General features: G+C 68.5%; 26 protein-coding genes and 1 other RNA gene. 10 read left to right on the top strand and 17 right to left on the bottom strand.

The genetic code is table 11. From position 1 onward, the window contains the following. Window positions 1-135 precede the first annotated feature (135 nt). From ilvC to ACWPXE_RS11990, 6 genes are all read right to left on the bottom strand, one after another. Window positions 136-1155 carry a ketol-acid reductoisomerase gene (gene ilvC / locus ACWPXE_RS12015; RefSeq protein ID WP_014239996.1) on the bottom strand — a complete coding sequence of 340 codons (1020 nt, stop codon included), beginning with the start codon at window positions 1153-1155 and terminating at the stop codon, window positions 136-138. Between the two features lie 175 nt (window positions 1156-1330). Continuing rightward, entirely contained in the window at window positions 1331-1837 is a 507-nt protein-coding gene (ilvN, locus tag ACWPXE_RS12010) for an acetolactate synthase small subunit (protein ID WP_014239995.1), read from the bottom strand. Between the two features lie 50 nt (window positions 1838-1887). After that, window positions 1888-3651 (bottom strand): acetolactate synthase 3 large subunit, encoded by a 1764-nt coding sequence (locus ACWPXE_RS12005; protein ID WP_237903892.1) that lies wholly within the window; start codon window positions 3649-3651, stop codon window positions 1888-1890. Between the two features lie 304 nt (window positions 3652-3955). After that, window positions 3956-5170, bottom strand: a complete 1215-nt coding sequence (locus ACWPXE_RS12000) for an aminotransferase-like domain-containing protein (protein WP_454018058.1) — start codon at window positions 5168-5170, stop codon at window positions 3956-3958. 18 nt (window positions 5171-5188) lie between these two features. Then, a complete protein-coding gene (miaA, locus tag ACWPXE_RS11995; RefSeq protein ID WP_454018057.1) occupies window positions 5189-6181 on the bottom strand; it encodes a tRNA (adenosine(37)-N6)-dimethylallyltransferase MiaA in 993 nt (330 codons plus the stop codon). A gap of 80 nt (window positions 6182-6261) precedes the next feature. Beyond that, on the bottom strand, window positions 6262-6750 hold the full coding sequence (locus tag ACWPXE_RS11990) for a cupredoxin domain-containing protein (RefSeq protein WP_454018056.1): 489 nt from the start codon (window positions 6748-6750) through the stop codon (window positions 6262-6264). 161 nt (window positions 6751-6911) lie between these two features. Here ACWPXE_RS11990 and serB point away from each other — a divergent pair, with 161 nt between their 5' ends. After that, window positions 6912-7823, top strand: coding sequence for a phosphoserine phosphatase SerB (gene serB / locus ACWPXE_RS11985; protein WP_454018055.1), 912 nt, complete (start codon window positions 6912-6914; stop codon window positions 7821-7823). A 99-nt stretch (window positions 7824-7922) separates the two neighbouring features. Here serB and ACWPXE_RS11980 read toward each other — a convergent pair whose 3' ends face one another. The 4 genes from ACWPXE_RS11980 to hflK all read right to left on the bottom strand — a co-directional run bounded on the left by ACWPXE_RS11980 (window position 7923) and on the right by hflK (window position 12141). After that, on the bottom strand, window positions 7923-9452 hold the full coding sequence (locus tag ACWPXE_RS11980) for a DegQ family serine endoprotease (protein WP_454018054.1): 1530 nt from the start codon (window positions 9450-9452) through the stop codon (window positions 7923-7925). Window positions 9453-9709: 257 nt separating this feature from the next. After that, complete coding sequence (locus ACWPXE_RS11975) at window positions 9710-9898, bottom strand: DUF2065 domain-containing protein (RefSeq protein WP_014239988.1); 189 nt, start codon at window positions 9896-9898, stop codon at window positions 9710-9712. Between the two features lie 123 nt (window positions 9899-10021). Further along, on the bottom strand, window positions 10022-10969 hold the full coding sequence (hflC, locus tag ACWPXE_RS11970) for a protease modulator HflC (protein ID WP_454018053.1): 948 nt from the start codon (window positions 10967-10969) through the stop codon (window positions 10022-10024). Window positions 10970-10980: 11 nt separating this feature from the next. Beyond that, a complete protein-coding gene (gene hflK / locus ACWPXE_RS11965; protein ID WP_454018052.1) occupies window positions 10981-12141 on the bottom strand; it encodes an FtsH protease activity modulator HflK in 1161 nt (386 codons plus the stop codon). 189 nt (window positions 12142-12330) lie between these two features. Here hflK and apbC point away from each other — a divergent pair, with 189 nt between their 5' ends. Beyond that, window positions 12331-13503, top strand: a complete 1173-nt coding sequence (gene apbC / locus ACWPXE_RS11960) for an iron-sulfur cluster carrier protein ApbC (protein WP_454018051.1) — start codon at window positions 12331-12333, stop codon at window positions 13501-13503. 77 nt (window positions 13504-13580) lie between these two features. Beyond that, window positions 13581-15389, top strand: coding sequence for a monovalent cation:proton antiporter-2 (CPA2) family protein (locus ACWPXE_RS11955; protein ID WP_454018050.1), 1809 nt, complete (start codon window positions 13581-13583; stop codon window positions 15387-15389). Window positions 15390-15405: 16 nt separating this feature from the next. On the opposite strand, the gene ACWPXE_RS11950 is transcribed toward ACWPXE_RS11955, so the two are convergent. The 3 genes from ACWPXE_RS11950 to ACWPXE_RS11940 all read right to left on the bottom strand — a co-directional run bounded on the left by ACWPXE_RS11950 (window position 15406) and on the right by ACWPXE_RS11940 (window position 18208). Next, window positions 15406-16203 (bottom strand): ABC transporter ATP-binding protein, encoded by a 798-nt coding sequence (locus ACWPXE_RS11950; RefSeq protein ID WP_038528612.1) that lies wholly within the window; start codon window positions 16201-16203, stop codon window positions 15406-15408. Further along, a complete protein-coding gene (locus ACWPXE_RS11945) occupies window positions 16200-17099 on the bottom strand; it encodes an ABC transporter permease (protein WP_454018049.1) in 900 nt (299 codons plus the stop codon). Before ACWPXE_RS11945 ends, ACWPXE_RS11950 begins: the two co-directional genes overlap by 4 nt. A gap of 140 nt (window positions 17100-17239) precedes the next feature. After that, window positions 17240-18208, bottom strand: coding sequence for an ABC transporter substrate-binding protein (locus ACWPXE_RS11940; protein WP_454018048.1), 969 nt, complete (start codon window positions 18206-18208; stop codon window positions 17240-17242). Window positions 18209-18288: 80 nt separating this feature from the next. On the opposite strand from ACWPXE_RS11940, the gene ACWPXE_RS11935 reads away from it, so the two are divergent. Beyond that, window positions 18289-18492, top strand: a complete 204-nt coding sequence (locus ACWPXE_RS11935; protein WP_145678340.1) for a hypothetical protein — start codon at window positions 18289-18291, stop codon at window positions 18490-18492. A gap of 60 nt (window positions 18493-18552) precedes the next feature. Further along, window positions 18553-18954: a DUF983 domain-containing protein gene (locus ACWPXE_RS11930; RefSeq protein ID WP_454018047.1), complete on the top strand. Its 402-nt coding sequence runs from the start codon at window positions 18553-18555 to the stop codon at window positions 18952-18954. Window positions 18955-18972: 18 nt separating this feature from the next. Here ACWPXE_RS11930 and ACWPXE_RS11925 read toward each other — a convergent pair whose 3' ends face one another. Together ACWPXE_RS11925 and thyX are read right to left on the bottom strand one after the other, a co-directional pair. Then, window positions 18973-20883, bottom strand: a complete 1911-nt coding sequence (locus tag ACWPXE_RS11925) for an O-linked N-acetylglucosamine transferase, SPINDLY family protein (RefSeq protein ID WP_454018046.1) — start codon at window positions 20881-20883, stop codon at window positions 18973-18975. A gap of 32 nt (window positions 20884-20915) precedes the next feature. After that, complete coding sequence (thyX, locus tag ACWPXE_RS11920) at window positions 20916-21854, bottom strand: FAD-dependent thymidylate synthase (RefSeq protein ID WP_145678343.1); 939 nt, start codon at window positions 21852-21854, stop codon at window positions 20916-20918. Window positions 21855-21949: 95 nt separating this feature from the next. Here thyX and ssrA point away from each other — a divergent pair. From ssrA to ACWPXE_RS11905, 3 genes are all read left to right on the top strand, one after another. Beyond that, window positions 21950-22326, top strand: a transfer-messenger RNA (tmRNA) gene (ssrA, locus tag ACWPXE_RS11915). 31 nt (window positions 22327-22357) lie between these two features. Beyond that, the gene (locus ACWPXE_RS11910) at window positions 22358-22918 is read left to right on the top strand and encodes an SspB family protein (RefSeq protein ID WP_454018045.1); all 561 of its coding nucleotides are present in this window, start codon (window positions 22358-22360) and stop codon (window positions 22916-22918) included. Window positions 22919-22942: 24 nt separating this feature from the next. Further along, window positions 22943-23320: a TfoX/Sxy family protein gene (locus tag ACWPXE_RS11905; protein ID WP_454018044.1), complete on the top strand. Its 378-nt coding sequence runs from the start codon at window positions 22943-22945 to the stop codon at window positions 23318-23320. 4 nt (window positions 23321-23324) lie between these two features. Here ACWPXE_RS11905 and ACWPXE_RS11900 read toward each other — a convergent pair whose 3' ends face one another. Beyond that, window positions 23325-24032, bottom strand: a complete 708-nt coding sequence (locus tag ACWPXE_RS11900) for a COQ9 family protein (protein WP_454018043.1) — start codon at window positions 24030-24032, stop codon at window positions 23325-23327. A gap of 1 nt (window position 24033) precedes the next feature. Further along, window positions 24034-24576, bottom strand: coding sequence for a peptide deformylase (gene def, locus ACWPXE_RS11895; RefSeq protein WP_454018042.1), 543 nt, complete (start codon window positions 24574-24576; stop codon window positions 24034-24036). 216 nt (window positions 24577-24792) lie between these two features. On the opposite strand from def, the gene rpsU reads away from it, so the two are divergent. Both rpsU and panB read left to right on the top strand, forming a co-directional pair. Continuing rightward, window positions 24793-24996 (top strand): 30S ribosomal protein S21, encoded by a 204-nt coding sequence (rpsU, locus tag ACWPXE_RS11890; RefSeq protein ID WP_012974546.1) that lies wholly within the window; start codon window positions 24793-24795, stop codon window positions 24994-24996. A 207-nt stretch (window positions 24997-25203) separates the two neighbouring features. Then, window positions 25204-26028 (top strand): 3-methyl-2-oxobutanoate hydroxymethyltransferase, encoded by an 825-nt coding sequence (gene panB, locus ACWPXE_RS11885; protein WP_454018041.1) that lies wholly within the window; start codon window positions 25204-25206, stop codon window positions 26026-26028. Window positions 26029-26096: the final 68 nt, after the last annotated feature.

Here is a 26096-nt window from a genome sequence, read left to right as displayed (position 1 = left end):
GCAGGGGAGGGAATTCGGCTCCTCCGCCTGCGAAGCGGGGGGAGGCTAGGAGGGGGGCAAACCAATGCAGAACTCTCCAAAAACGAAAAAGCGCGCCTCACGGCGCGCTTTCCCGTTTCTCGATCCAGGAACCGATCAGTTCTTGGACTTGTCGACCAGACGGCGCTCGGCGATCCAGGGCATCATGGCGCGCAGCTTCTCGCCGACCTGCTCGATCGAATGCTCGGCGTTGCGGCGGCGGGTCGCCTTGAAGGACGGCTGGCCGGCCTTGCACTCCAGCATCCAGTCGCGGACGAAGCGGCCGGTCTGGATGTCCTCCAGAACGCGCTTCATCTCGGCCTTGGTCTCCGGGGTGATGATGCGCGGGCCGGTCTTGTAGTCGCCGTATTCGGCGGTGTTGGAGATCGAGTAGCGCATGTTGGCCATGCCGCCCTCATACATGAGGTCGACGATCAGCTTCACCTCGTGCAGGCACTCGAAATAGGCCATCTCCGGGGCGTAGCCGGCCTCGGTCAGCGTCTCGTAGCCGGCCTTGATCAGCTCGGTCAGGCCGCCGCAGAGCACGGCCTGCTCGCCGAACAGGTCGGTCTCGCACTCTTCCTTGAAGGTCGTCTCGATGATGCCGGCGCGGCCGCCGCCGATGGCCGAGGCGTAGGACAGGGCGATGTCCAGCCCGTTGCCCGAGGCGTTCTGGTGCACGGCCACGAGGCAGGGCACGCCGCCGCCGCGCTGGTACTCGCCGCGGACGGTGTGGCCGGGGCCCTTCGGCGCGATCATGAACACGTCGAGGTCGGCACGCGGCTCGATCAGGTTGAAGTGCACGTTCAGGCCGTGCGCGAAGGCCAGGGCGGCGCCTTCCTTCAGGTTCTTGGCGAGGTCGTCACGGTACAGGTCGGCCTGCAGCTCGTCGGGGGTGAGGATCATCACCACGTCGGCCCAGGCGGCGGCCTCGCCCGGAGCCATGACCGTGAAGCCGGCGGCCTCAGCCTTCTTGATGGTGGCCGAACCCGGGCGGAGGGCGATGCGCACGTCCTTCACACCGCTGTCACGCAGGTTGTTGGCGTGGGCGTGGCCCTGGCTGCCGTAGCCGACGATGACGACCTTCTTCCCCTTGATCAGGTTCACGTCGGCATCACGATCATAATAGACGCGCATGGTGATCTTCCTTGGATTTTTCGATCTGGTGGTGCGAGTTTTGCGCAGCGGAATTACTCCACCGGCGAAAGGGCCGCGTCAAGCACAAGACTGTTCGGCAGACCTGCAAAAGGACGGCGGGCTGGGTCGTCTCCCTGTCATGGGTAGCCTCATAGCCCGCCGGTAAGGGCCGGGATCAGAACCCGGTGGCTCCCTTCGACATGGCGACGACGCCGGTGCGGCTGGCCTCGACGAGGCCGAGCTGGGCCATCAGCCCGACGAAGTCGTCGACCTCCGCCGTCGTGCCGGTCAGTTCGAACACGAAGGAGGTCAGGGTGGCGTCCACGACCTTCGCCTTGAAGATGTCGGCCAGGCGCAGCGCCTCGATGCGGCGTTCGCCGGTGCCGGCGACCTTGACCAGCGCCAACTCGCGCTCCACCGACGGCCCCTCGTCCGTCAGGTCGTGCACCTTGTGCACCGGCACGAGCCGGTCGAGCTGGGCCTTGATCTGCTCCACCACCATGCGGGTGCCGGAGGTGACCAGGGTGATGCGCGACAGGTGGTCGGCGTTGTTCACCTCCGCCACCGTCAGGCTTTCGATGTTGTAGCCGCGGCCCGAGAACAGGCCGATGACGCGGGCCAGCACGCCCGGCTCGTTGTCCACCAGCACGGCGATGGTGTGCTTCTCGATCTTCTCTTCCACGATCCGTACTCCGCCAGAGGGCCTTCAACCGTTCGTCTTGGTCGCCGCGATCAGACCAGCACCATGCCGTCTTCCGGCGTGGCGTCGGACGGGCTGTCCTCCGGACCGAACAGGATTTCGTTGTGGGCCTTGCCGCCGGGGATCATCGGGAAGCAGTTCTCCTTCGGGTCCACGGCGATGTCGATGATGCAGGGGCGGTCGGTGACGGCCAGCATCTTCTCGATGACCTCGTCCACCTCGGCCACCGTGGTCGCGCGCAGGCCGACGCAGCCCCAGCTTTCCGCCAGCTTCACGAAGTCGGGCAGCGCCTCGGAGTAGCTGTTGGAGTAGCGGGAGCCGTGCAGCAGCTCCTGCCACTGGCGCACCATGCCCATGTACTTGTTGTTCAGGATGAAGATCTTGACCGGGGCGCGGTACTGCACCGCCGTGCCGATCTCCTGCATGTTCATCAGGAAGGACGCCTCGCCCGACACGTCCACCACGATGGCGTCCGGATGGGCGAGCTGCGCGCCGATCGCCGCCGGCAGGCCGTAGCCCATGGTGCCCAGGCCGCCGGAGGTCATCCAGCGATTCGGCTCGTCGAAGGGCAGGAACTGGGCGGCCCACATCTGGTGCTGGCCGACCTCGGTCGTCACATAGTGGTTCTTGCCGCGCAGCGCCTCGCGCAGCCGCTCCAGCGCGTACTGCGGCTTGATGACCGCCTCGGTGCGGTTGTAGTTCAGGCAGTTGCGGGCTCGCCAGCCCTCGACCTGACCCCACCACTCCTTCAGGGCGGTCTGGTCGGCACGCTTCTGGCGGGCCTTCCAGATACGGATCATGTCCTCCAGAACGGCGCCGGCGTCACCGACGATGGGGATGTCCACCGCGACGTTCTTGTTGATCGAGCTGGGGTCGATGTCGACGTGGATCTTCTTCGAGCCCGGCGCGAATTCCGACAGCTTGCCAGTCACGCGGTCGTCGAAGCGGGCGCCGATGTTGATCATGACGTCGCAGTTGTACATGGCGAGGTTCGCCTCGTACGTGCCGTGCATGCCCAACATGCCCAGCCACTGCGGGTCCGACGCCGGGAAGGCGCCCAGCCCCATCAGGGTCGATGTGATCGGGAAGCCGGTCATCTTCACGAACTGGGTCAGCAGCTTGGCCGCGATCGGGCCGGCGTTCACCACGCCGCCGCCGGTGTAGAAGATCGGACGCTTGGCGGTGGCGATCAGCTCGATGGCCTCCTCCACGCGGGCGATCTCGGGCTTCACCTGCGGGCGGTAGGTCTTGTGCTTCACCTCGGTCGGCGGGACGTAGGTGCCGTCGGCGAACTGCACGTCCTTCGGGATGTCGACCAGCACCGGGCCGGGACGGCCGCTGCGCGCCACGTAGAAGGCCTCGTGCATGGTGCGGGCCAGCTGGTTGACGTCCTTCACCAGGTAATTGTGCTTGGTGCAGGGGCGCGTGATGCCGGTGGTGTCGGCCTCCTGGAAGGCGTCGTTGCCGATCAGGTGGGTCGGCACCTGCCCGGACAGGCAGACCAGCGGAATGCTGTCGCACAGCGCGTCCAGCAGGCCCGTCACGGCGTTGGTGGCGCCGGGGCCGGAGGTCACCAGCACGCAGCCCACCTTGCCGGTGGAGCGGGCGTAACCTTCCGCGGCGTGCACAGCGGCCTGCTCATGCCGGACGAGGATGTGCTTGATGTCGTTCTGCTGGAAGATGGCGTCGTAGATCGGAAGTACCGCGCCGCCCGGATAACCGAAGATGATGTCTACGCCCTGATCCTTCAGGGCCTTGATGACGATCTGCGCGCCGGTCAGCTTCTGTTCGGGCATAGCTCACGACCTTCCAATGGGGGCCCCTCTTTTCTCGGGCGGCCCTGTTCCTTCTCAAACCCCGGCGATGGCCTGCTGGGAAAACAAGGGGTTATCCCCAAAGGCGAAGGCCGGGACCGGCAAACTAGACAATCCGTCCGTCTTTGGTCAACCCATTTTGCGAATGATCGAAAAGATTTTTTGCCGCAGTTTTTCCAAATATTTCGCAAGCTGGAAAGACCGCCCTCCCCGCAAAGCCGCCCGCAAACGCGAACGGCCTGCCCCGCGGGTGCGGAGGCAGGCCGTTGCGCAAAGACTGGCGGGGTTACGCCGCGACGGTCTGAAGCAGACCGCAGAGGCGGCGGATGCCTTCGCGGATGCGCTCCGGGTTGTTGTTGGAGAAGCTGAGGCGCAGCGTGTTCTTGCCCGATCGGTCGGCGTGAAAGGCCGAGCCGGGGACGAAGGCGACGTTGGCGTCCTTGATGGCGCGGGCCAGCAAGTCCACTCCGTCGGTGCCCTCCGGCAGCTCGATCCAGACGAACATGCCGCCTTCCGGCTTGGTCCAGGTCACCCCGGCCGGGGCGAACTCGTCCAGCGCGGTCAACATGGCGTCGCGGCGCTCCTTGTAGGCGGCGCGCAGGCGGCGGATGTGGCTGTCGAAGTTCTGCGACACCACATCGTGCAGCACGATCTGGTTGATGGTGCTGGTGTGCAGGTCTCCGGCCTGCTTCATCAGGACCAGCCGGTTGATGACCTCGGCCGGGCCGTTGATCCAGCCCACGCGCAGGGCCGGCACCATCGTCTTGGAGAAGGAGCCGCAGAACAGCACGTTGGTGATCTTGCCGCCGTTGCGGGCGGCGTCCAGCGCGACGATCGACGGGATCGGCTCGCCCTCGTAGCGCAGCTCGGTGTAGGCCGCGTCCTCGACGATCGGCACGCCGTGCTTGGCACAGAGGTCCAGCAACGCCTCGCGGCGGGCCAGCGAGATCGTCGTGCCGTTGGGGTTCTGGAAGTCGGGGACGAGGTAGAAGAACTTCGGCTTCTGCTCCAGCGCCGCCTCAACCGCGGCGAGGTCCGGCCCCTCGGCGTCGCCGGGGACGGAAAGATACTGCGGCTCGTAGGGCGAGAAGGCCTGGAGCGCGCCGAGATAGGTCGGGCGGGTCACCAGGATCTTCTCGCCCGGACCGATCAGCAGCTTGCCGACGAACTCCAGCGCCTGCTGCGACCCGCTGGTCACCAGCACCTCGTCCAGCCCGGCCTGGATGCCGCGACGGCCCATGTAAGAGCAGATCCACTCGCGCAACGGCGTGAAGCCCTCGCTGATGGTGTACTGAAGCGCGCCGCCGGCCCCGCTGTTGGACTGGAAGATCTTCTCATAGGCGCGGGCGATGGCCGCGGTCGGGAAGAAATCGGGGTCCGGGATGCCCCCGGCGAAGGAGATGATTTCCGGCCGTTCGAGCAGCTTCAGCAGCTCCCGGATTTCCGAAGCTCCCATACCGGCGACGCGACCGGCAAACACGTTTCCCCAATCGACCGTCACTTTCAATCCTCCTGAGGGTCAACGACGCAACGTCGTTTCAAGATAGGTCAGTATTGCTTCACTAAGTGGTCTTGTGTAGAGCGAATTGATCGTATGGCAGCCATGCAGCGCGGAGGCCGGAGGCCGCGCCGCGAGCTGGTGGCGGAACCAGGTGACCTGCCGCTTCGCGTAGCGGCGCGTCGATTGCTGAGCCAGCGCAATGGCTTCGTCGAGCGTCAGCGCACCGCGCAGGCAGTCGCGCAGCTCCGGCACGCCCAACGCCTTCATCGCCGGCAGATCGGGTTCGAGGCCGAGCGCGTCCAGACGCCGCACCTCCTCCAGCGCCCCCTGCCCCATCATCACTCGGAAACGGCGGTCGCAATTGGCGTAGAGCGCGTCGCGCGGCGGGTCGATCACCAGCACGGAGAACAGCAGACCCTCCGGCGCGCCCTCGGCCCGCTGGGTCTGCCAGTGGGAGAGCGGATGGCCAGTGGCCTCCAGCACTTCCCAGGCACGGGTCAGGCGGGTGGTGTCGCCAGGGTTCAGCTTGGCCGAGGCCGGGTCGCGGCCCACCAGCTCCGCGCGGAACGCCTCGCCGCCCAGCTCCTGGAGCCGGGCGTGGGCGGCCTTGCGGACCTCGTCCGGGACGGCGGGAACGGCGCTCAAGCCCTCCATCAGCGTGCGCAGGTAGAGGCCGGTGCCGCCTACGACGATGGGCAGCCGTCCGGCGGCGTGAGCGGCGGCGATCTCGGCCAGCGCCATGTCGCGCCAGCGCGCGGCGGACCCGCGCTCCGCCGCCGGCAGCACGCCGTAGAGCCGGTGGGGCGCCTGCGCCAGATCCTCCGCCCCCGGACGGGCGGTCAGCACGTCCAGCTCGGCGTAGAGCTGCATGCTGTCGGCGTTGATGACCGTGCCGTTGCGCGCCAGGGCGATGTCGAGCGCCATGCCCGACTTGCCCGACGCCGTCGGGCCGCCGATCACCACCACATGCCGGTGCTGCACATCCCGGTTGCGCGGGCTGTCCTCTGCCATGTCGCCTTGCCTGACGTTCCTCCGGCTACAGCGTATGGCAGGGGAAGGCTCGGCTTGGCAAGGACGACCGGTGCGGGGCCTCAGCGAACCCTGATCGTCCCGGTCATGCCGAAGCTGCTGTGCAGCGGTTCGTGGCAGGCCAGGTCATAGGTGCCGGCCTGGATCGGGATGAAGTCCACCACGTCGGTCTGGCCGGCGGGGATTTCCAGATTCACCAGGGCCGGCGTCTCGACGGCGCCTTGCGCGGTGGTGACCCGGCGCACCGCGATGGCCTTGAAGAAGCCTTCGGAAGTGAAGGTGTGCGCGACGCTCCCGCGGTTCTCCAGCATCAGGCGGTAGGGCGTTCCCCGCTCGAAGACCAGACGGTCGGGCTGGAACCGGAACTCGTCCAACTGCACGGTCACGGGGCGGGCCTGCGCCCAATCCACCGCCGAGACACGCCCTGCCACGTCGCCGACATAGCCGGGCGGCGGGCGCTGCGCCAGATCAGTCCTGGTGCCGCATCCGGCCAACAGCAAGGTGAAAGCGAGAATGGACGGGGTAAGAAGGGTGGCAGGCCGCTGGATCATGGACGAACCCTCCCGCGATTTGAGCGGAAACACGGCGGGAGGCTTCCGGGTCCCCGGCGCGGAATGTCTATGACGCTTGGCGGAGTGGGTTGGCGCAAACTCCCGGCTGTGCTAGGGAGCGCGCGCGCCCTTTCCCCACGGCTCTTCCAGGATCGCCCGCCATGAGCGCTGTCGTTACGCTGATCGCCGCCGCCTCCGCCGTTCTCGACGAGCAGGCCGTGCAGGCCGCCCGCGCGTCCCTGACCGCGCTGGGGGCCGACACCGCCAAGCCGGACTGGCTGGCGCCGGACCGCGCCTGCGACATTGCCGAGGAAGGGCTGGTCCCCGAGCAGGCCGAAGCCGCCGTGCGCCGCGCTCTGGCCAATCTTGCTCAAGACGGCCTCGCCATCGACGTCATCGCCCAGAAGCCGGGCAACCGGAAAAAGCGCCTGCTGGTTGCCGACATGGAATCCACGATCATCGAGCAGGAGATGCTGGACGAGTTGGGCGATTACGTCGGGCTGAAGGACCACATCGCCGCGATCACCGCCCGCGCCATGAACGGCGAGATCGACTTCAAGGGCGCGGTGCGCGAGCGGGTCGCCCTGCTGAAGGGCCTGAACGAGAGCGTCGTCGACGAGGTGTGGCAGCGCGCCACGCTGATGCCGGGTGCCAGGACACTGGTCTCCACCATGCGCGCCAACGGGGCGACCTGCGTGCTGGTCTCCGGCGGCTTCCGCTGCTTCACGGAGCGGGTGCGCCAGTGGGTCGGCTTCGACGACGACCGCGGCAACGTGCTGGAGGTGGTCAACGGCGTCATGACCGGCGCGGTGGTCGAGCCGATCCTCGACAAGGATAGCAAGCTGGAGGCCCTGCTCGCCTACGCCGGGGAGCGCCACGTCCCGAGCGTCGAGACCATGGCCGTCGGCGACGGCGCCAACGACCTGCCGATGCTGCTGGCCGCCGGGCTTGGCGTCGCCTACCACGCCAAGCCGACGGTGGCCGCCCAGGCCCGCGCCCGCGTGGACCATGGCGACCTGACCGCCCTGCTGTTCGCCCAGGGCTACCGGATCGGGGAGTTCGTGGAGGGCTGACCGCCCAGCCTTTACGGGCACGCCTCCGCAACCTCACAAAGCGAAAGGGCACCGGCGGTCTCCCGCCGGTGCCCTTTTCCTTTCGGGATAGCCCCCGGATCAGCCCTGGCTGAGCGGGATGGCGACGAAGCGCAGGTCGCCGTGACGGTCCACCAGCAGCAGGATGGACTTTTTGCCCTGCTCCTTGGCCTTCTGGATCTTGGACGTCACGTCCTCCGGCTTGCGGACCTCCTCCTGGCCGACCTCGATGATGACGTCGCCGGCGCGGATGCCCTTCTCCGACGCGGTGGAGTTGCCGGCCACCTCGGTCACCACGACGCCCTTCAGCTCGGGCTTGATCTCGAACTGCTGGCGCAGCTCGGGCGTGATGTTGGTCAGCTTCAGGCCCAGCGTCTCGGTCGGCTTCTGGGCCGGGGCCTGCTGAGGCTGGCGGCGCTGCTCCTCCGGATTGGCGGCGAGAAGGCCCGATTCCTCGGCGGCCTCAAGCTCGCCCACCTTCACCTGAAGCTGCTGCGACTTGCCCTTGCGCCACACCTCGATCGGGACGGCCTTGTCGATCGGCGTCTCGGCGACGACGCGCGGCAGGCGGCGCATCTCGTTGATTTCCTTGCCATCGAACTTGGTCACCACGTCGCCCGCCTGGATGCCGGCCTTGGCCGCCGGGCCGTTCGGGGTGATCGAGGCGACCAGCGCGCCCTTGTGGCCCTGCAGGCCCAGGCTCTCGGCGATCTCCGGGGTCACGCCCTGGATGCGCACGCCCAGCCAGCCGCGCCGCGTCTTGCCGTACTCGCGGAGCTGCGCGACCACCTGCTTGGCGAGGTTGGACGGGATGGCGAAGCCGATGCCGACCGAACCACCCGACGGCGAGAAGATCGCCGTGTTGATGCCGATGACCTCGCCGTTCAGGTTGAACATCGGGCCGCCGGAGTTGCCGCGGTTGATCGAGGCGTCGGTCTGCAGGAAATCGTCGTAGGGGCCGGCGTTGATGTCGCGCTGGCGGGCCGAGATGATGCCGGCGGTGACCGAGCCGCCCAGGCCGAACGGGTTGCCGATGGCCAGCACCCAGTCGCCCACGCGCATGGCGTCCGAATCGCCGAAGGGCACGGCGACCAGCGGGTGGTTGGTGGTGATCTTCAGCAGGGCGACGTCGGTCTTCGGGTCCTTGCCGATCAGCTCCGCCTTGATGTTGGTGTCGTCCTGCAGGATGACGGTGATCTCGTCGGCGTCCTGGATGACGTGGTTGTTGGTGACCACGTAACCGTTCTTGGCGTCGATGATGAAGCCGGACCCGAGCGAGGTGGACTTGCGCGGCTGCTGCGGCTGGTCCTGCTGCTGACGGTCGAAGAAGTCGCGGAAGAACTCCTCGAACGGCGAGCCCGGCGGGAACTGCGGCATCTCGGGACGGGCGCCCTGCTGGCGCTGCGCCACCGCCTGGCTGGTGGAGATGTTGACCACGGCGGGCAGCAGCTTTTCCGACAGGTCGGCGAAGCTGGTCGGCGCCGGGCGCGACTGGGCCATGGCGGGGGTGCCGACGGCGGCGGACAGCCCCAACAGGAGAGCGGCGATCAGCGGCACGACGCGCAGACGGCGGCCGGATTCGGCGCGGTGGATGGGGTGGTTCGGGTTCAACTCAGCTCTCCCTGCCGGACATCCGGCACCTTCTTGTTCCAATCGGCCATCTGTTCCAATCGGCCCGCGGCTTCATGCGAATTGCGGTCCGAGGGGGCGCTTCACCGATCCGTGAGCCGGATGTAATCCCCGCGCGTCACTGCTTCAAGCAAAGGCGCACGGGTCCCATCCGCCACGGAGGACGCGCGAGTATAGAAGTCGGAGTATGGCCGGAAAATGGCGGCGCGGTCCAGCGACGCGCGCGCGGCAAAAGGGTGTCAGGCGCCCCGCAGAAGCCAGACGAATCCGACGCCGGCCATCGCCGTCACCAGCCCGACGGTGCGCAGCCGGTTCTCCGGCATCGTCAGCGCTTCGACGATCAGCCGCCGCATCGCAGACGGGAACAGCGCGTAGAGCACGCCTTCGATCACCAGGACCAGGGCCAGCGCGGTGAGGAAATCCGTCATCGGTCGGGCGGCATTTCAGAGGAGGATTTCAGGACGGAAAGACAAAATTGGGGTGGGAGAACGGGAGCCCCCACCCCAGCCCCTCCCCCGGGACAAGGGGGAAGGGGAAGCGAGCGCGACGACTTACTGCTGCTGGGCGGTCGCCGGAGCCGGGGCCCGCTGCAGCGCCGGGCCGCTGCCCGAAGCCGGAGCCGGCTGGCCGTTGCCGCCGCCGGTGATGTCGCCGAAGTAGCGGAAGAACTCGCCGGTCGGGGACAGCACCATGGTGGTGTCGTCCTTGTTCAGCGACTTCCGGTAGGCTTCGAGCGTCCGGTAGAAGCTGTAGAACTGCGGGTCCTGCGACGTCGCCTCGGCGATCATCTTCAGCGCCTGGTTGTCGCCTTCACCGCGCAGGATCTGCGAATCGCGCTGCGCTTCGGCCAGGATGACGGTGCGCTCGCGATCCGCGCGGGAGCGGATCTGCTGCGACTGCTCCTGACCCTGGGCGCGGGCCTCCGCGGCTTCGCGTTCACGCTCCGACCGCATGCGGGCGAAGATCGACTGGCTGGTCTCCTCCGGCAGGTCGGCGCGGCGGATGCGGACATCGACGATCTCGATGCCGAAGCGCTTCGCCTCGTCGTTCACCTGCCCGCGGATGTCGTTCATCACGCGCGGACGTTCGTCCGACAGGATGGCGAGCAGCGTCACGCTGCCGAGAACGCGGCGGAGCGCCGAGTTCACGATGGCGTTCATCCGCGTCTCGGCCACCGCCTCGTTGCCGGCGGTCTGGTAGAAGCGCAGCGGGTCCAGAATGCGGTAACGCGCGAAGGCGTCCACGTCCAGGCGCTTCTGGTCGGCCAGGATGACCTGCTCCACCGGCGGGTCGAGATCGAGCACGCGACGGTCGAGGATGCGGACTTCCTGGATGAAGGGGATCTTGGCCTTCAGGCCGGGTTCGCGGATGACGCGCATCGGCTCGCCGAATTGGAGGACGAGCGCCTGCTGCGCCTCGTTCACCGTGAACAGCGAGGCCGAGGCGAGCACGCCCGCGGCGAGGATGCCGATGCCGGCGACCAACAATGTGCGGTTCATGGCATCCCTCCTCAACGGGCCGGCTGCTGGCCGGCGGGCCGCGCCGGGGCAGGCTGAAGCTGGTTGAGCGGCAGGTAGGGAACCACGCCCTGGGCACCCTGCGCGTTGCCGTCGATGATGACCTTGTTGGCGCCGCTCAGGATCTCTTCCATGGTCTCCAGATACATGCGCTTGGCGGTCACGTCCTTGGCGGTCGAGTAGGCGTCGAACACCTTGCGGAAGCGGTCGGCGTCACCCTGGGCCAGGTTCACGACCTGCTCACGGTAGGCGGAAGCCTCCTGGATCAGCCGTTCCGCATCGCCTCGGGCGCGCGGGATCACGTCGTTCCGGTAGGCCTCGGCCTCGTTGCGGGCGCGCTCGCGGTCGGCGCGGGCGCGCTGCACGTCGTTGAAGGCGTCGATGACGGGCGACGGCGGGTCGGCCTTCTGCAACTGCACCTGCGTCACCTCGATGCCGCCCTCATAGTCGTCCAGCATGGCCTGGAGGAGCTGGCGGGTGGAGGTTTCGATCTGCTGGCGGGCCTCGGTCAGGGCCGGCTGCAGGTCGGTGCGGCCGATGACCTCGCGCATCGCGCTTTCCGCCGCCTTCTTCACGGTGGCCTCGGGGTCGCGGATCTTGAACAGATACTCGCCTGCGTCCTTGATGACCCAGAAGACGGTGAAGTCGATGTCGATGATGTTCTCGTCACCAGTCAGCATCAGCGACTCGTCGGGAACGTCGCGATCACCCCGACGCCCGTCGCCGGCCGAGCGGTAGCCGACCTCGATCCGGTTGACGCGCGTCACCTTGGGCATCAGCACCGTTTCGATGGGCGACGGCAGGTGGTAGCGCAGACCGGGCTGTTCGGTGCGCACCCACTGGCCGAAGCGCAGAACAACGCCCTGCTCGTCCGCCTCGACGCGGTAGATGCCGCTGGCCAGCCAGACCACGGCCAGCAGGCCGACGACAAGCGCGATGCCCCGGCCGCTGCCGACGCCGCCCGGCATCACCCGCTTCAGGCGGTCCTGGCCGCGGCGCAGCAGATCCTCCAGGTCCGGCGGCTGCGGCCCTCCGCCGCCACCACCACCGCCGCCTCCACCGCCACCCGGCGGACGGCCCCACGGATTCTGACCGCCACCACCCGGCGGAGGACCCCAGGGGCCGCCACCGCCGCCCCCTCCTGATTGCTCCACGGCATTCCGTTCGTTCCCCTTCGCGCTCTCTCAATTCTTGGGACGGAAATTCCGGAAAACAAATCGTTTCCGGACCGTCCGATCCCTTTACCATTATTGTCCGCCGGCCCTATAGTGCCCATCCCATTCGGGGAAGGATTTCACCGACGGATATCCGCCAATATCGGGAAGGAAGCGGAGTTTTCAACCATGGCGCAGGTCAGCGAAGCTCAAGTCCTTGAAGCTCTGAGGACGGTTGTCGATCCGGAACGGGGCAAGGACGTCGTCAGCCTCGGCATGCTTTCCGGCCTTGTCGTGCGTGACGGGCACGTCGCCTTTTCGATCGAAGTGGACCCCAAGCGCGGCGCCCAGGCCGAGCCGGTGCGCCACGCCGCCGAGAAAGCGGTGGAGGCCCTGCCGGGCGTTCTGTCGGTCACCGCAGTCTTGACGGCGCACCGCCCCGCCGGTCAGGGCGCCGCCCCGCAGCAGGGCCACGGGCACGATCACGGGCATTCCCATGGCGGGCATGGCCACTCCCACGGCGGCCACACCCATGGGCAGCCTGCGGAGCAGAAGCCGCTGGTGCCGGGCGTGAAGGCGATCGTCGCCGTCGCATCGGGCAAGGGCGGCGTCGGCAAGTCCACCACGGCCAGCAACCTCGCCCTCGCCATGGCGGCGAACGGGTTGAAGGTCGGGCTTCTGGACGCCGACATCTACGGCCCGTCCATGCCGCGCATGCTGGGCATCTCCGGCCGGCCGACCAGCCGCGACGGCAAAATCCTGGAGCCGATGGAGAACTACGGCATCAAGGTGATGTCGATGGGCTTCCTGGTCGCCGAGGACACGCCGATGATCTGGCGCGGCCCGATGGTGATGAGCGCGCTCCAGCAGATGCTGCGCGACGTGAACTGGGGCACGCTCGACGTTCTGGTGGTGGACATGCCGCCGGGCACCGGCGACGCCCAGCTCACCATGGCACAGCAGGTGCCGCTGGCCGGGGCGATCATCGTCTCGACCCCGCAGGACATCGCCCTGCTGGACGCCCGCAAGGGGCTGAACATGTTCCGCCGCGTGGACGTGCCCGTCCTCGGCATCATCGAGAACATGAGCTATTTCTGCTGTCCCAACTGCGGCCACCGCACGGACATCTTCAGCCACGGCGGCGCCCGCAAGGAAGCCACGGACCTCGGCATGGAGTTCCTCGGCGAGGTCCCGCTGCACCTCGACATCCGCGAGACCTCCGACCAAGGCCAGCCCATCGTGGTGTCGCAGCCCGAGTCGGAGCACGCGAAGGTGTACCGCGGAATTGCCAAGCGCGTGTGGGAGAAGATCGCCGGCGAGCAGGGCCCGGCGCGGACCGCGCCGCGGATCGTGGTGTCGTAAGGCGTCATTCCCCCCACCCTCCCCTGCGTCAGCGGGGAGGGTTAGGGTGGGGGCAAAGCCTTTAGGGGACGGGGCCGATGCCGGATTTCGTGACGTTGGTGGTGCTGCTGGCCGCCGTGGTCCTGGCGGTGCCGGTGGCCAAGCGGATCGGCTTCGGCGGGCCGCTCGGCTATCTCGCGGCGGGGCTGGCCATCGGGCCGGGCGGGCTCGGGCTGGTGACGGACGTCGAGGCGATCCGGCACGTCTCCGAACTCGGCGTTATCATGCTGCTGTTCCTGATCGGGCTGGAGTTGCGCCCTGCCCGCCTCTGGGTGATGCGACGATCGGTCCTGGGGCTCGGCGGCGCGCAGGTCGCGGTGACCGCCGTCGTGATCGCCGCCGCCACCATTTTCCTGCTGGGATTCACCCCCGCCGCCGCCGCGGTGACCGGATTCGGCCTCTCGCTGTCCTCCACCGCCATGGTGCTGCCCATGCTGGCGGAGCGGGAACTGCTGACCACCAACGCTGGGCGCAGCGCCTTCTCGATCCTGCTGTTCCAGGACCTCGCGATCATCCCCGCCGTGGCGCTGCTGCCCCTGCTCGGCCATGGCGCCGGGGAGGTGCCGGACGCCGGAACGGCGTGGCTGGCCGTGCTGAAGGCCGGCGGAGCGGTCGCGGTGATCCTAGCCGGCGGGCGCTACCTGCTGCGCCCGGTGCTGCGCATCGTGGACGGCGCCCGGACGCCGGAGATCTTCACCGCCACCGCCCTGCTGATCGTGCTGGGCACCGCGCTGTTCGCCGCCTGGGCGGGGCTGTCCATGTCGCTCGGCGCCTTCATGGCCGGGGTGCTGCTGTCCGATTCGGAATACCGGCACGAGGTGCAGGCGGACATCGCACCGTTCGAAGGGCTGCTGCTCGGCCTGTTCTTCGTGTCGGTGGGCATGGGGGCCGATGTCGCGGCGCTGATGGCCGAGCCGGTGCGCTACCTGTCGCTGGCGCTCGGGCTGATGGCCTTGAAGGCGGCGGCCTTGTTCGGGCTGGCCCGCCTGTCCGGCCTGCGTCCGGGCGGCTCGACGCGGCTGTCCACCGTGCTGAGCCAGGGCGGCGAGTTCGGCTTCGTGCTGTTCGGGCTGGCCGTCGGCGTCGGGGCGATGACCGGGGGGCAGGCGGCGACGGCCATGCTGGTGGTCACGCTGTCGATGATCGCCACCCCCTTCGTCTTCGCGGCGGAGGAGCGCTGGCTGGCGCCGCGCCTGATCGTGAAGCCCGTCCGCCCCTACGACACCATCGCGCCGGACGGCGAGCCGCCGGTGCTGATCTGCGGCTTCGGCCGGGTCGGGCAGATCGTCGGCCGCGTCCTGCGGCTGCGCGGCATCCCCTTCACGGCGCTGGAGCAGAGCGCCGAGCAGGTCGACGTCGTGCGGCGATTCGGCAACAAGGTCTATTACGGCGACCCGTCGCGGCTCGACCTGCTGCGCGCCGCCGGGGCGGACAAGGCCAAGGTGCTGGTGGTGGCGCTGGAGGACATGGAGCAGTCGCTGCGCGTGGTGGAACTGGCGACGCGCCATTTCCCCCACCTCGTCATCCACGCCCGCGCCCGCAACCGCCGCCACGCCCATTTCCTGATGGACCGCGGGGTCACGCATTTCGTGCGCGAGACCTACGATTCGAGCCTGCGGCTGACCGGCGGCGTTCTGGAATCGCTGGGCCTGCCGCCGGAGGAGACCCGCCACACGCTGGACACCTTCCGCGAGCATGACGAGCGCACGCTGATCCGGCAGCACGCCGTGCACCACGACGAGAACCGCCTGATCCAGACCTCCCGCCAAGCCGCCGCCGAGCTTCAGGCCCTCTTCGAGGCCGACCGCGAGGAACCGGAGAAGGAGCGCGACCGCAAGACCGTCTGACGCTCCTCTCGCAAGCTTACCCGATCAGCAGGCTGTCGTCGGTGATGTCCTCGCCGCCGCGCTGCTTGGCGAACAGCGCCAGCAGGTGCGGCACGTCCAGACCGGCGCGCTGCTCGCCGGACACGTCGAGCACGATCCGGCCCTCGTGCAGCATCACCGTGCGGTCGCCGTAGTCCAGCGCCTGCCGCATGGAGTGGGTGACCATCAGCGTGGTCAGCCGGTTCTCCTCGACGATGCGGCGGGTCAGGCCGAGCACGAACTCCGCCGTTCCGGGGTCGAGCGCCGCCGTGTGCTCGTCGAGCAGCAGGATCTTCGACCCGGCGAGCGTCGCCATCAGCAGGCTGACCGCCTGCCGCTGCCCGCCGGACAGCAGGCCCATGCGGTCGTGCAGCCGGTTCTCCAACCCCAGCCCCAGCTCCGCGATGCGCTCGCGGAAATGCCGGCGGCGGTCGCCGCGCAGGGCGAAGCCCAGGCCGCGGCGCCGCCCGCGGGCGGCGGCCAGCGCCATGTTCTCCTCGATGGTCAGCGCGGTGCAGCTTCCGACCATCGGGTCCTGGAAGACGCGGGCGACCAGCGAGGCGCGCTTCGGCGTCGCCCAGCGGGTGACGTCCACCCCGTCGATGGCGATGCGCCCCTCCTCGGCGATCACGTCGCCGGCCAGCGCGCCCAGGAAGGTGGACTTGCCGGCGCCGTTGGAGCCGATGACGGTGACGAACTGCCCTTCCGGGATCGTCAGGTCGACGCCGCGCAGGGCGTGCTTTTCCAGCGGGGTGCCGCGCCCGAAGGTGACGTGGATGCCGTTGACCGTGATCATCGGACGGCCTCCCTCTTCTTCGACGCGGCTTTCAGCCGCATCCGCGGCAGGATCAGCGCCACCGCGACCAGGACGGCGGTGACGAGGTTGAGGTCGGAGGCCTGGAGCCCGATGGCGTCCGCCGATAGGGCCAGTTGGACCGCCAGCCGGTACAGGATGGAGCCGACGACGCAGCCGACCAGCGCCCACAGCATCGCGCGGGCCGGCAGCACCGTCTCGCCGACGATCACCGCGGCCAGACCGACCACGATGGTGCCGATGCCGGTGGTCACGTCGGCGAAACCGTTGGTCTGGGCGAACAGCGCGCCGGCCAGGGCGCAGAGGCCGTTCGACAGGGCCATGCCGGCGTAGATGTGGAAGTCCGTCTGCACCCCCTGCGCGCGGGCCATCCGGGCGTTGACGCCGGTCGCCCGCATGGCGAGGCCGAACTCGCTGTTCAGGAAGCGGGCCAGCAGCAGGACGATCACCATGACCACGACCAGCACGACGAGCGGCCGCACCACATGGTCGGGCAGCCCCAGCCCATAGAAGGGCGTCAGCACCGTGTCCTGCATCAGAAGCGCCACGTTCGGGCGGCCCATCACGCGCAGGTTCACCGAGAACAGCGCGATCATGGTCAGGATGCTGGCCAGCAGGTGCAGGATCTTGAAGCGGACGTTCAGAGTCGCCGTGACCAGCCCGGCCATCGAGCCGGCCAGGGCCGCGACGAGGCTGGCGATCCACGGGTTGACCCCGGCGACCAGCAGCGTGGCGCAGACCGCCGCGCCCAGCGGGAAGCTGCCGTCCACCGTCAGGTCCGGGAAATCGAGCACCCGGAAGGACAGGTACACGCCAAGGGCGACCAGCGCGTACACCAGCCCGATCTCGACGGCCCCGAAGAAGGCGATTTCACTCATGATTGGTCCTTGGCGAGCGTCGCGTCGGGCCCCCCTCCCGGCCTCCCCGCTTTCGCAGGGGGAGGAGAAAGCCCTCCCCCTGCAAAGCGGGGAGGGTTGGGTGGGGGCCCGTCTCAACCACTCCCCCTCAACGAAACAACTTACTGCCCGACCACCTTGGTCGCGCGCTGGGTCACCGCCTCGGGAATGGTCACGCCCATCGCCGCCGCGGATTTCGGATTCACGAACAGGTCGGTGCCCTTGGCGAAGGTCACCGGAACGTCGCCCGGCTTCTCGCCCTTCAGGATGCGGACCACGGCCTCGCCGGTCTGGCGGCCGACCTGCCGGTAGTCGAAGCCGATGGAGGCCACCGTGCCGCGCGCCACGCTGTCGGTGTCGGCAGAGAAGACCGGCAGCTTGGCCTGCTGGCCCACCGCGACGACGCTCTCCAGCGCCGAGACGACCGTGTTGTCCAGCGGCACGTAGATCGCATCGGCCTTGCCGACGAGGCTGCGGGCGGCGGGCTGGGCGTCGGCGGACTTGGTGGCGGTCGCCTCGACCACGGTCAGCCCGGCCTTCTGCGCCTCGTCCTTCAGCGCCTTGACCAGCGAGACGGAGTTCGGCTCGCCGGCGTTGTAGAGAACGCCCAGACGCTTGACGGACGGCACGATCTCGCGGATCAGCGCGACATGCTCGGCCACCGGGGCCATGTCCGACACGCCGGTGACGTTGGCCCCCGGCTTGTCCAGGCTGCGGACGAGCTGCGCGCCGACCGGGTCGGTCACCGCGGTGAAGACCACCGGAATGTCGCGGGTCGAGGCGACGACGGCCTGGGCGGAGGGGGTGGAGATCGGAACGATCACGTCCGGACGGGCGCCGGTGAACTGGCGCGCGATCTGCGCGGCGGTGGCGGGGTTGCCCTGGGCGCTCTGATACTCGACCTTCAGGGTGTCACCCGGCGTGTAGCCCGCGGCCTTCAGCGCCTCGACCACGCCGTCGCGCGTGGCGTCGAGCGCCGGATGCTCGACGATGGCGGTGATGGCGACGGTCTTGGTCTGGGCGAAGGCGGCGGCGCTGGTCAGCGCGACGGCCGCCGTGGCGGCGGCGAAAAACAGGCGGGTGATCGTCATGGCTCCAGGCTCCCGGAGAGGGTTTGTGCATCCCGTAGACGCCCAGGGGCCGGTCCGTCAACTGCCGGAGCAGGAATCCGATGAGCGAAGACCCACGCGACGCCCGACTCCAAGCCCGACTCCAAGCCTTGGAATCCGCCATCGCCGACATCGAGGCGGAGGCCCGCGCCGCCGCCCACGCCCTGTGCGCCCATGAGCTTCAGATGCGGCTGGAGAACATCGCCCGCCGCGTGGAGGCCCTGCGCGCGGCGCAACCCCGGGGTGCGGGCGACGGAACGGCGTGACGATCGGTCGCTCCCTCCCCATATGAGGCCCTTCGGGGAGCGGAACGCAGGGGTACGGTCATGACGGCGGAAGACAGGGCGGCGGTCGGAGCGGAAGACGGGACGCGGTCGAAGACGACGGCGGCGCTGCGCGGGCTGATGGGGCAATGCCCGGCCTGCGGACGCGGGCGCCTGCTGCGGAACTACCTGAAGCCGGTCGACCATTGTACCCATTGCGGCGAGGCGTTCGGCCATCTGCGCGCCGACGACGCCCCGCCCTGGATGACCATCCTGATCGTCGGCCACATCATCATCCCGGCCGTCCTGTCGGTCGAGCAAAGCTACGAGCCGGCGACCTGGGTGCATCTCACCATCTGGCCGTTGCTGACGCTGCTGCTGACCGGCCTGCTGCTGCCGCGCTGCAAGGGCGTGGTGCTGGGGCTGCTGTGGAGCACCGGCGCGCCGGGGTCCGAGCGCGCCTGAGCCTCAATCGAAGCTGGCTCAATCGAAACTGAGGGCGAAGCTCGCCCGCCCCTGCCCGGCCTGGAAGCGCTGCCACATCACGCCGAAGGCGGCCTCCAGCGCGCGGGTGAAGCGCACGCCGTCCAGCGCCGGGGAGGCCGCCAGCCGATCCCGCAGCCCGCCGCGCAGAGCCGCCAGCCCTGCCGGATCGGCGACCAGCGCCGCCGCCTTGGCGACGTAGCCGTCCGGCCCGTCGGCCACCAAATCGGACAGGCCCGCCGAGGCGAGGTGCGTCACCGAATGGCGGGCGCAGAAGCGGTCGCCGCCCAGCGTCACCACCGGCACGCCCATCCACAGCGCCTCCAGGGTCGTCAGCCCGCCGGAATAGGGGAAGGGGTCCAGCGCCACGTCGACCTCCCCGTAGCCGGCCAGGAAGTCCCGGTGCGGCGCCCCGCCCCGCAGATCCACCCGCGCCGGGTCGAGCCCGGCCCGCTCGAACAGCGTCAGGGTGCGCGCCGCGGTGCCGGCGTCGTCCAGGCCCGGCGTGCGCAGCAGCAGCCGGGAGCCGGGAACGGCGCCCAACACGCGCGCCCACAGCGCCGCGACCTCCGCGTTCAGCTTGGGCAGAGCGTTGAAGGACCCGAAGGTGGCGTGACCGCGCGTCGCCATCGGCAGCGGAGCCACGGCCGGCGCGTCCTCGGGCGGCGCCCAGGGGACGTAGGCGTCGGGCATGCGCACGATGCCCTCGATGCACCAGCCGTCCGATCCCGGCGGGCTCTGCCGCGAATCGGAAATCAGATAGTCCATGGCCGGCAGGCCGGTGGTGCCGACATAGCCCGCCCAGGTCGCCTGCACTGGCGCCGCGCGCCGCGCGAAGACCGGCAGGCGGTTGCCGAAGGTCTGCCCGGCCAGATCGACCAGGATGTGGATGCCGTCCGCCTGGATGCGCCGGGCCAGAGCCTCATCGTCCATGCCGGTGGTCCAGACCCAGTGGTCGGCGTGGGCCATCAGCCGCTCGGTCTTCCAGTCCGGGTTGGCGGTGTTGGCGTAGCACACGACCTCGAAGGCCGTGCGGTCGTGATTCGCCAGCACCGGCTCGAGGAAGAAGCCCACGGGGTGTGCGCGGAAGTCCGGCGAGACATAGCCGATGCGGATCTTCGGCGCCGGAGCGGCCACCGCGGGCGCCGGACGGTCGGGATAGCGGGCCCCCCAGTCCGCGTGGGCCTGGGCGATGGCCGGCATGGCCAGCCCCGGCACGAACTGCATCAGGTAGAGGCGCGAGGCGTGCAGCGAATCGACGTTGCCATGCTGCGCCACCACGGCTTCGATTTCCGCCAGGGCCTCCGCCGCCCGCCCCTGCATGGCGAGCACGCGGGTGGCGCGGTTCGCCCGCACCTCTGCCCGGCCTGGCGCCAGCGCGAGCGCCGCCCCATAGGCGTCGTCGGCCTCGCCCAGCCGGTTCATCTCGGCCAGCGCGTTGCCGAGGTTGTAAGGGTGCGCCCAGTTGGCCGGATCGAGCCGCCCGGCCCTCTCATAGAGCGTCACCGCCTCCGCCCGCCGCGCCTGGGCGCGCAGCAGCACGCCGAGATTGGCGACGGCGGCCAGCGTCTTCGGGTTCAGCGCGATGGCGCGGCGGAAGAAGGCCTCCGCGCGCGCCGAATCGCCGGCCCGGCGCACCGCCTCCGCCATGGTGAGCAGCCCGTCCATCGCCATCTCCAGCGACGGATCGAGGTTCAGCGCCCCGGCATAGGCGTTGGCCGCCCCGGCGACGTCGCCCAGGCTTTCCATCACCAGCCCGTAGTTGGCCCACCAGACGGCAACCGAGGGATAGGCGGCAATGGCCCGCCCGATCAGGTCCAAGGCCTCGTCGAACCGCCCGGCCTGCGCCGCGACGAGGCCCTGGCGGTGCAATCCATCGGCCTCGTGCGGCGTCATCGGGGGCGGCGTCATGACGGTTGGTCCTTACACAGTTGGAGCGGGCGTTACTCGGCGCGGCCGAGTTGGTCCATCAGTTCGCGCCATTCGCGCTTGGACAGGCCACTGGCCTCCTGGGTCACGGCCTCTCCGGAGAGCAGGCGCTTCACGACCTCCAGCCCGGTCTTCGACATGTGGGTGCCGCCCAGCCGGTACTCGCTGAAGGCGTCGAACACGGCAGGGACCCAGCGTTTCACCACATCCAGCATGGCCTCCGCATAGACGCGGATCTCGTACTGGGCGTGCGGGTCGGCGCGCAGGCTGAGGAAATGCAGAAGGTTGTGGAGATCGACCTTCCAGTACCACTGGGTGTAGTAGTTCAGCGTCAGGTTCATGCGCGCCAATTCGCGCGCCAGTCCCTGGCGACCTTCCTCGATGGTGGTGCCGTCCTCGCGCTGGTTCAGCATCTCCTCGTAGTGCGCATAGACCGCCTCCGAATCGTCGCGCAGCAGCTTCATCACCGCCGCCGCCTCGTCGCCCTGGAGAACGTCGCCGCGGCCCTGCCGGTTGACAACGGCCTGGGCGCCCAGGTTCTCGGGTGTCGGGATGTAGAACTCGCGGTCGAGGATGGAGTAGCGCGCGGAGTATTCGTTGACGTTCGCCGTGCGGTGCCGAATCCACTGGCGGGCGACGAAGATCGGCAGCTTGACGTGGAACTTGATCTCGCACATCTCGAACGGCGTCGAGTGGCGATGGCGCATCAGATACTTGATGAGACCGGCGTCCTCGGTGACCTTCTTGGTGCCCTTGCCGTAGGACACGCGCGCCGCCTGGACGACGGCCGAATCGTCGCCCATGTAGTCGACGACGCGCACGAAGCCGTGGTCCAGGACCTCCAGCGGCTCATAGAGGATCTCCTCCAGAGCCGGAACGGTGGCGCGGCGGGTGGTGGCGGTGACGGCGCGCAGGCGGTCGATCTCGGCGCGCTGCTCGGGCGTGATCGGCATGGGTACTCCGGGGACTGAAATTCGGGCGGCACTCTACGTCCGCGAACCCGGACAGTCACCCCTTTGCAAGAGCCTCCGGTCAGAATCCGCGGCACCCCCTTTCCATCTTCGGGCGAAGGGCCTATATTGGGTCCGTCGGCAGCAGCCGACTATGGCGATAAACGCCTTGCGGAATAAGCGTTGTGGACCCGGGGGCGGTACCCGGCGCCTCCACCAAACAAACCACCGGTCTCTCGGGCGTTGCCGTAGGGAGCGGGTTCGTTGGGGGCGAAATAGGATCGACACGCGTGGTAAAGGCATGGTCTTCGCCCGGCATGGTTCCGCCGTTATCGGGCCATTGCAATAGTTGCCAACGACAACGTTGCTCCGGTCGCCGTTGCCGCCTAACGGCGGTGACTGACCGAAATCAATCCCCGATGGGTAGCACCTGAGGGTGGGGCCGTGGGCCGCCTAGCAACAGAAGGCCCACACTTACCCGTCTGGCGTTAAGGACCCGCCCAAGAATGCCGAGAGAGCAGTTGCGTTATGACCGCATGGTCGAGGCCGCCTTGCGTGGTGTCGTCCGTGACGCGCTCCGCCAGGTGACGGACCGCGGGCTCCCCGGCGATCATCACTTCTACCTGACCTTCCGGACGGGTTACGCGGGCGTCGACATCCCCGAATATCTGTCGTCCCAGTATCCCAACGAGATGACCATCGTCATCCAGTACCAGTTCTATGGGCTGGAGGCGCTGGATGATCATTTCGAGGTGACGCTGAGCTTCAACAACGTGCATGAGCGGCTGGTCATTCCCTACGCCGCCATCACCACCTTCGCCGATCCGTCGGAGAATTTCGCCCTCCAGTTCCAGCCCGTGGAGCCCGCCGAATCGGCGGAAATCGCCACCATCCCCGCGCGCGAGACGCCGGAGAAGAAGGCTGCGGACGGGGCGAAGCCGTCCATCGCGAAGCTCGCCAAAGCCGACGCGGCCAAGGCCGACGCCGGCAAGCCCGACTCCGACCGTTCCGGCGAGGAGCCGAAGCGCGGCGAGGTCGTGGCGCTCGACGCCTTCCGCAAAAAATAGGCTTTCACCAACAGGCTCCCCAGCATGGCCACGGTCAGCGAACTCGTCCGTTTCCTGTGCGAGTCGCTGACGCCCTTGGGGGCCATCACCGCCCGCCGCATGTTCGGCGGTTACGCGGTCTATTGCGACGGCGTCGTCTTCGCCCTGGTCGCCCGCAACATCCTATATTTCAAGACCGACGATGGCAACCGGCCGGAGTACGAGGCGCTGGGCCTGCGCCCCTTCAAGCCCTTCGACGACAAGCCGACGGTCCTGCCCTACTTCCCTCCGCCCGACTCGGCGCTGGACGACCCGGACGAGCTTTTGTTCTGGGCCCGCCCGGCCCTGGCAGCGGCGATCCGCACCGCCGCCGTCATAAAACCGTCCCGCAAGAAAGCTGTCCTTAAGAAGGCCCGGGCCTGAGCCGTCAGATGTTCTCCGCCATGTGGGCGGAGGCGGTGTCCACCGGAGCGGCGCCGGCACGCTGGCGGATCTGACGGGCGAAGCGCGCGGGACTCGGCAGATGGCTGAGGAGACGCCCGGCGCGGCCCATGGCCGACATCGCCTTGCCCATGCTCATGACGTCGCCAAGCCGGCGGTCCACGAAGGCCCAGGTCTCGGCATGCCCCTCCGACCGGTCGTCCAGCCAGTAGAAGGTCGCGGAGCTGAGCACCGCGGCCAGCGTGGCGCGTTTGGTGTAGTGATTGAAGTCGGTGGCGGTGTCGCCTGCCGCGAACCACATGGCGTCCACCGTGCGGTAGAGCATGGTCAGGCCCATGCCGAGATTCTGCGGCATGGCGAGATAGGCGAGCAGGCGGCGCTTGGCCTCCATATGCGGTTCCAGCACCTCGAAATGGGTGCGGATGGCGAGCGCGATCTTCTCGCCCACCCTCATCTCGTCGAGCGGGTGCTTGTCCAGCTCGGCCAGCATGCGGCGGTCGGTCCAGGCGCCGAAATGCTCGGCCAGCTCCGGCACGCCGCCGGGGAAGGCGCGATGCATGGTCGCCGTGTCGTAGCCGGCCATTTGGGCGCCGTCGCGCAGCGCCTGGAGGCTCCAGCCGTCAAACACGATATTGGGAAGCGTGGACAGCAGGATGTCGTCCCGCACCGCGTCCATATCCAGCGCAGCGTCCATATCAGTCTCTCCCCTCCTGCTGTTCCAGCGCCTCGGTCACGTGATGCGCCTCGTCGGTGAAGGCCAGATAGCGCAGATCGGTCATCCGGTCGATGTAAAGCACGCCGTCCAGGTGATCGCACTCGTGCTGGATGACACGGGCGTGGAACCCCGCCGCCTCGCGCTCGATGGATTCGCCGTCCAGCCCGACTCCGCGGTAGCGGATGCGCGCGAATCGCGGAACGACGCCGCGCAGCTCAGGAATCGACAGGCAGCCCTCCATCCCGTGCTCCATCCCACCGTCCAGCGGCTCGATCACCGGGTTGATGAGGACGGTCGGCTCCACCGACTCGCCACCGGAACGCATGGCGGGAACGCGGAACACGATCATGCGCAGCGATTCGTGCACCTGCGGGGCCGCCAGCCCGACTCCGGGCGCGTCCAGCATGGTGTCGATCATGTCGGAAGCCAGCCGCCGGATCTCCGGGGCCGTCGGGTCGGGCACCAGGTCTGCGACCTTGCGCAGCACCGGGTGCCCCATGCGGGCGATCTTCAACAGGGCCATGCCCTATTATCTGGGCGGCGCGGGCCACCGGGCAACCGTTTTGCCCACGCATTGTCGCAGCGGAACACGCAGGGTTGGAAGACTCCGCTTCACAGGCGGCCCCGTCCGTGCTACATAAAGGTCCACACAAGGGGTGCGCCCGAAAGCGCATGCCTGTCGCATGCCTGTTTGTTGCTTCATGGCAACTCGGCTCACTTGATAAAGGTGACGGTTAACGTGCAAGTTCTGGTCCGAGACAACAACGTCGATCAGGCCCTCCGCGCGCTGAAGAAGAAGATGCAGCGCGAGGGCATTTTCCGGGAAATGAAGCTGCGCCGGAACTACGAGAAGCCCTCGGAGAAGCGCGCGCGTGAGAAGGCTGAGGCGGTGCGTCGCACCCGCAAGCTGCTCCGCAAGCGTATGGAGCGCGAGGGCTATTAATCCTCAGGCGCGTTTCGCGCCGGATTGACAGGCGTGCTTCGGCACGCCGGGCATCCATGCGCGTTCGCGCGCTTGCCCCTCTTGTGTCTTGCACCTGCCGCCCCGCGTCTGCGCGTGGGCGGTTTTGGTGCATCTGCGGTCCGCTTCGCCGCACAAGAACGCCTGCCAAAAGAATATTTGCCAAGAAAAGAATGGGGAGGGTCGCCAATGAGCGCATCCAAGGACACTCCGCGCGTTTCCGTGCCGGCGCTGCGCGCGCGCAAGGGCGGGGAGCCGATCGTCTGCCTGACCGCCTACACGACTCCGGTCGCCCGCCTGCTGGACCCGCACGTCGACCTGCTGCTGGTCGGCGACTCGCTGGGCATGGTCGTCTACGGCTTCGACAGCACGCTTCCCGTCACGCTCGACATGATGATCGCCCATGGCGCCGCCGTGGTGCGCGGCTCGCGCCACGCCTGCGTGGTCGTCGACCTGCCCTTCGGCAGCTACCAGGAGAGCCCGCAGGTGGCCTTCCGCAACGCCGCCCGCGTCATGGCGGAGAGCGGCGCCCAGGCGGTGAAGGTGGAAGGCGGGCTGGAGATGGCCGAGACGGTGGCCTACCTGACCACCCGCGGCGTGCCGGTGATGGGCCATGTCGGCCTGCTGCCGCAGTCGGTCAACGCGCTCGGCGGCTACAAGGCGGTGGGCCGCGATCCGGAAGCGGCGGAGCGCATCCGCGCCGACGCCCGTGCCATCGCCGAGGCCGGCGCCTTCTCCCTGGTCATCGAAGGCACGATGGAGTCGCTGGCCCGCCAGATCACCGAGGATGTGACCATCCCCACCATCGGCATCGGCGCCTCCCCCGCCTGCGACGGGCAGGTCCTGGTGTCGGACGACATGTTCGGCCTGTTCGGCGAGTTCCAGCCCAAGTTCGTGAAGCGCTACGCCCAGCTCGGCACCGCCATCGGCGAAGCCGCCGCGACCTACGCCACCGAGGTGAAGGCCCGCAACTTCCCCGGTCCGGAGCACTGCTTCGGCATCAAGAAGGCGTAGGGCCCCCTCCCCTCTCCAAAAGAAAGAAGCCGTGCGCCCTCGCACGGCTTTTTTCTTGTTTCGGAGAG

This window comes from Azospirillum sp. Marseille-Q6669 (assembly GCF_965111635.1).
The sequence above is the reverse complement of the archived record's forward strand: the minus strand, read 5'-3'. Positions and strand labels throughout refer to the sequence as shown.

Bases quoted from the DNA above. Each gene is read 5' to 3' on its own strand.
- ACWPXE_RS11905 (WP_454018044.1), top strand. From the start codon at position 22,943: ATGGCCACGGTCAGCGAACTCGTCCGTTTCCTGTGCGAGTCGCTGACG.
- serB (WP_454018055.1), top strand. From the start codon at position 6,912: ATGAGCGCTGTCGTTACGCTGATCGCCGCCGCCTCCGCCGTTCTCGAC.
- ACWPXE_RS11900 (WP_454018043.1), bottom strand. From the start codon at position 24,032: ATGGACGCTGCGCTGGATATGGACGCGGTGCGGGACGACATCCTGCTG.
- panB (WP_454018041.1), top strand. From the start codon at position 25,204: ATGAGCGCATCCAAGGACACTCCGCGCGTTTCCGTGCCGGCGCTGCGC.
- ACWPXE_RS12005 (WP_237903892.1), bottom strand. From the start codon at position 3,651: ATGCCCGAACAGAAGCTGACCGGCGCGCAGATCGTCATCAAGGCCCTG.
- ACWPXE_RS11975 (WP_014239988.1), bottom strand. From the start codon at position 9,898: ATGACGGATTTCCTCACCGCGCTGGCCCTGGTCCTGGTGATCGAAGGC.
- ilvC (WP_014239996.1), bottom strand. From the start codon at position 1,155: ATGCGCGTCTATTATGATCGTGATGCCGACGTGAACCTGATCAAGGGG.
- hflC (WP_454018053.1), bottom strand. From the start codon at position 10,969: ATGAACCGCACATTGTTGGTCGCCGGCATCGGCATCCTCGCCGCGGGC.
- ACWPXE_RS11910 (WP_454018045.1), top strand. From the start codon at position 22,358: ATGCCGAGAGAGCAGTTGCGTTATGACCGCATGGTCGAGGCCGCCTTG.
- def (WP_454018042.1), bottom strand. From the start codon at position 24,576: ATGGCCCTGTTGAAGATCGCCCGCATGGGGCACCCGGTGCTGCGCAAG.
- apbC (WP_454018051.1), top strand. From the start codon at position 12,331: ATGGCGCAGGTCAGCGAAGCTCAAGTCCTTGAAGCTCTGAGGACGGTT.
- ACWPXE_RS11945 (WP_454018049.1), bottom strand. From the start codon at position 17,099: ATGAGTGAAATCGCCTTCTTCGGGGCCGTCGAGATCGGGCTGGTGTAC.
- ACWPXE_RS11955 (WP_454018050.1), top strand. From the start codon at position 13,581: ATGCCGGATTTCGTGACGTTGGTGGTGCTGCTGGCCGCCGTGGTCCTG.
- thyX (WP_145678343.1), bottom strand. From the start codon at position 21,854: ATGCCGATCACGCCCGAGCAGCGCGCCGAGATCGACCGCCTGCGCGCC.
- ACWPXE_RS11950 (WP_038528612.1), bottom strand. From the start codon at position 16,203: ATGATCACGGTCAACGGCATCCACGTCACCTTCGGGCGCGGCACCCCG.
- ACWPXE_RS11925 (WP_454018046.1), bottom strand. From the start codon at position 20,883: ATGACGCCGCCCCCGATGACGCCGCACGAGGCCGATGGATTGCACCGC.
- ACWPXE_RS11935 (WP_145678340.1), top strand. From the start codon at position 18,289: ATGAGCGAAGACCCACGCGACGCCCGACTCCAAGCCCGACTCCAAGCC.
- ACWPXE_RS11990 (WP_454018056.1), bottom strand. From the start codon at position 6,750: ATGATCCAGCGGCCTGCCACCCTTCTTACCCCGTCCATTCTCGCTTTC.
- miaA (WP_454018057.1), bottom strand. From the start codon at position 6,181: ATGGCAGAGGACAGCCCGCGCAACCGGGATGTGCAGCACCGGCATGTG.
- ACWPXE_RS11940 (WP_454018048.1), bottom strand. From the start codon at position 18,208: ATGACGATCACCCGCCTGTTTTTCGCCGCCGCCACGGCGGCCGTCGCG.
- ACWPXE_RS11930 (WP_454018047.1), top strand. From the start codon at position 18,553: ATGACGGCGGAAGACAGGGCGGCGGTCGGAGCGGAAGACGGGACGCGG.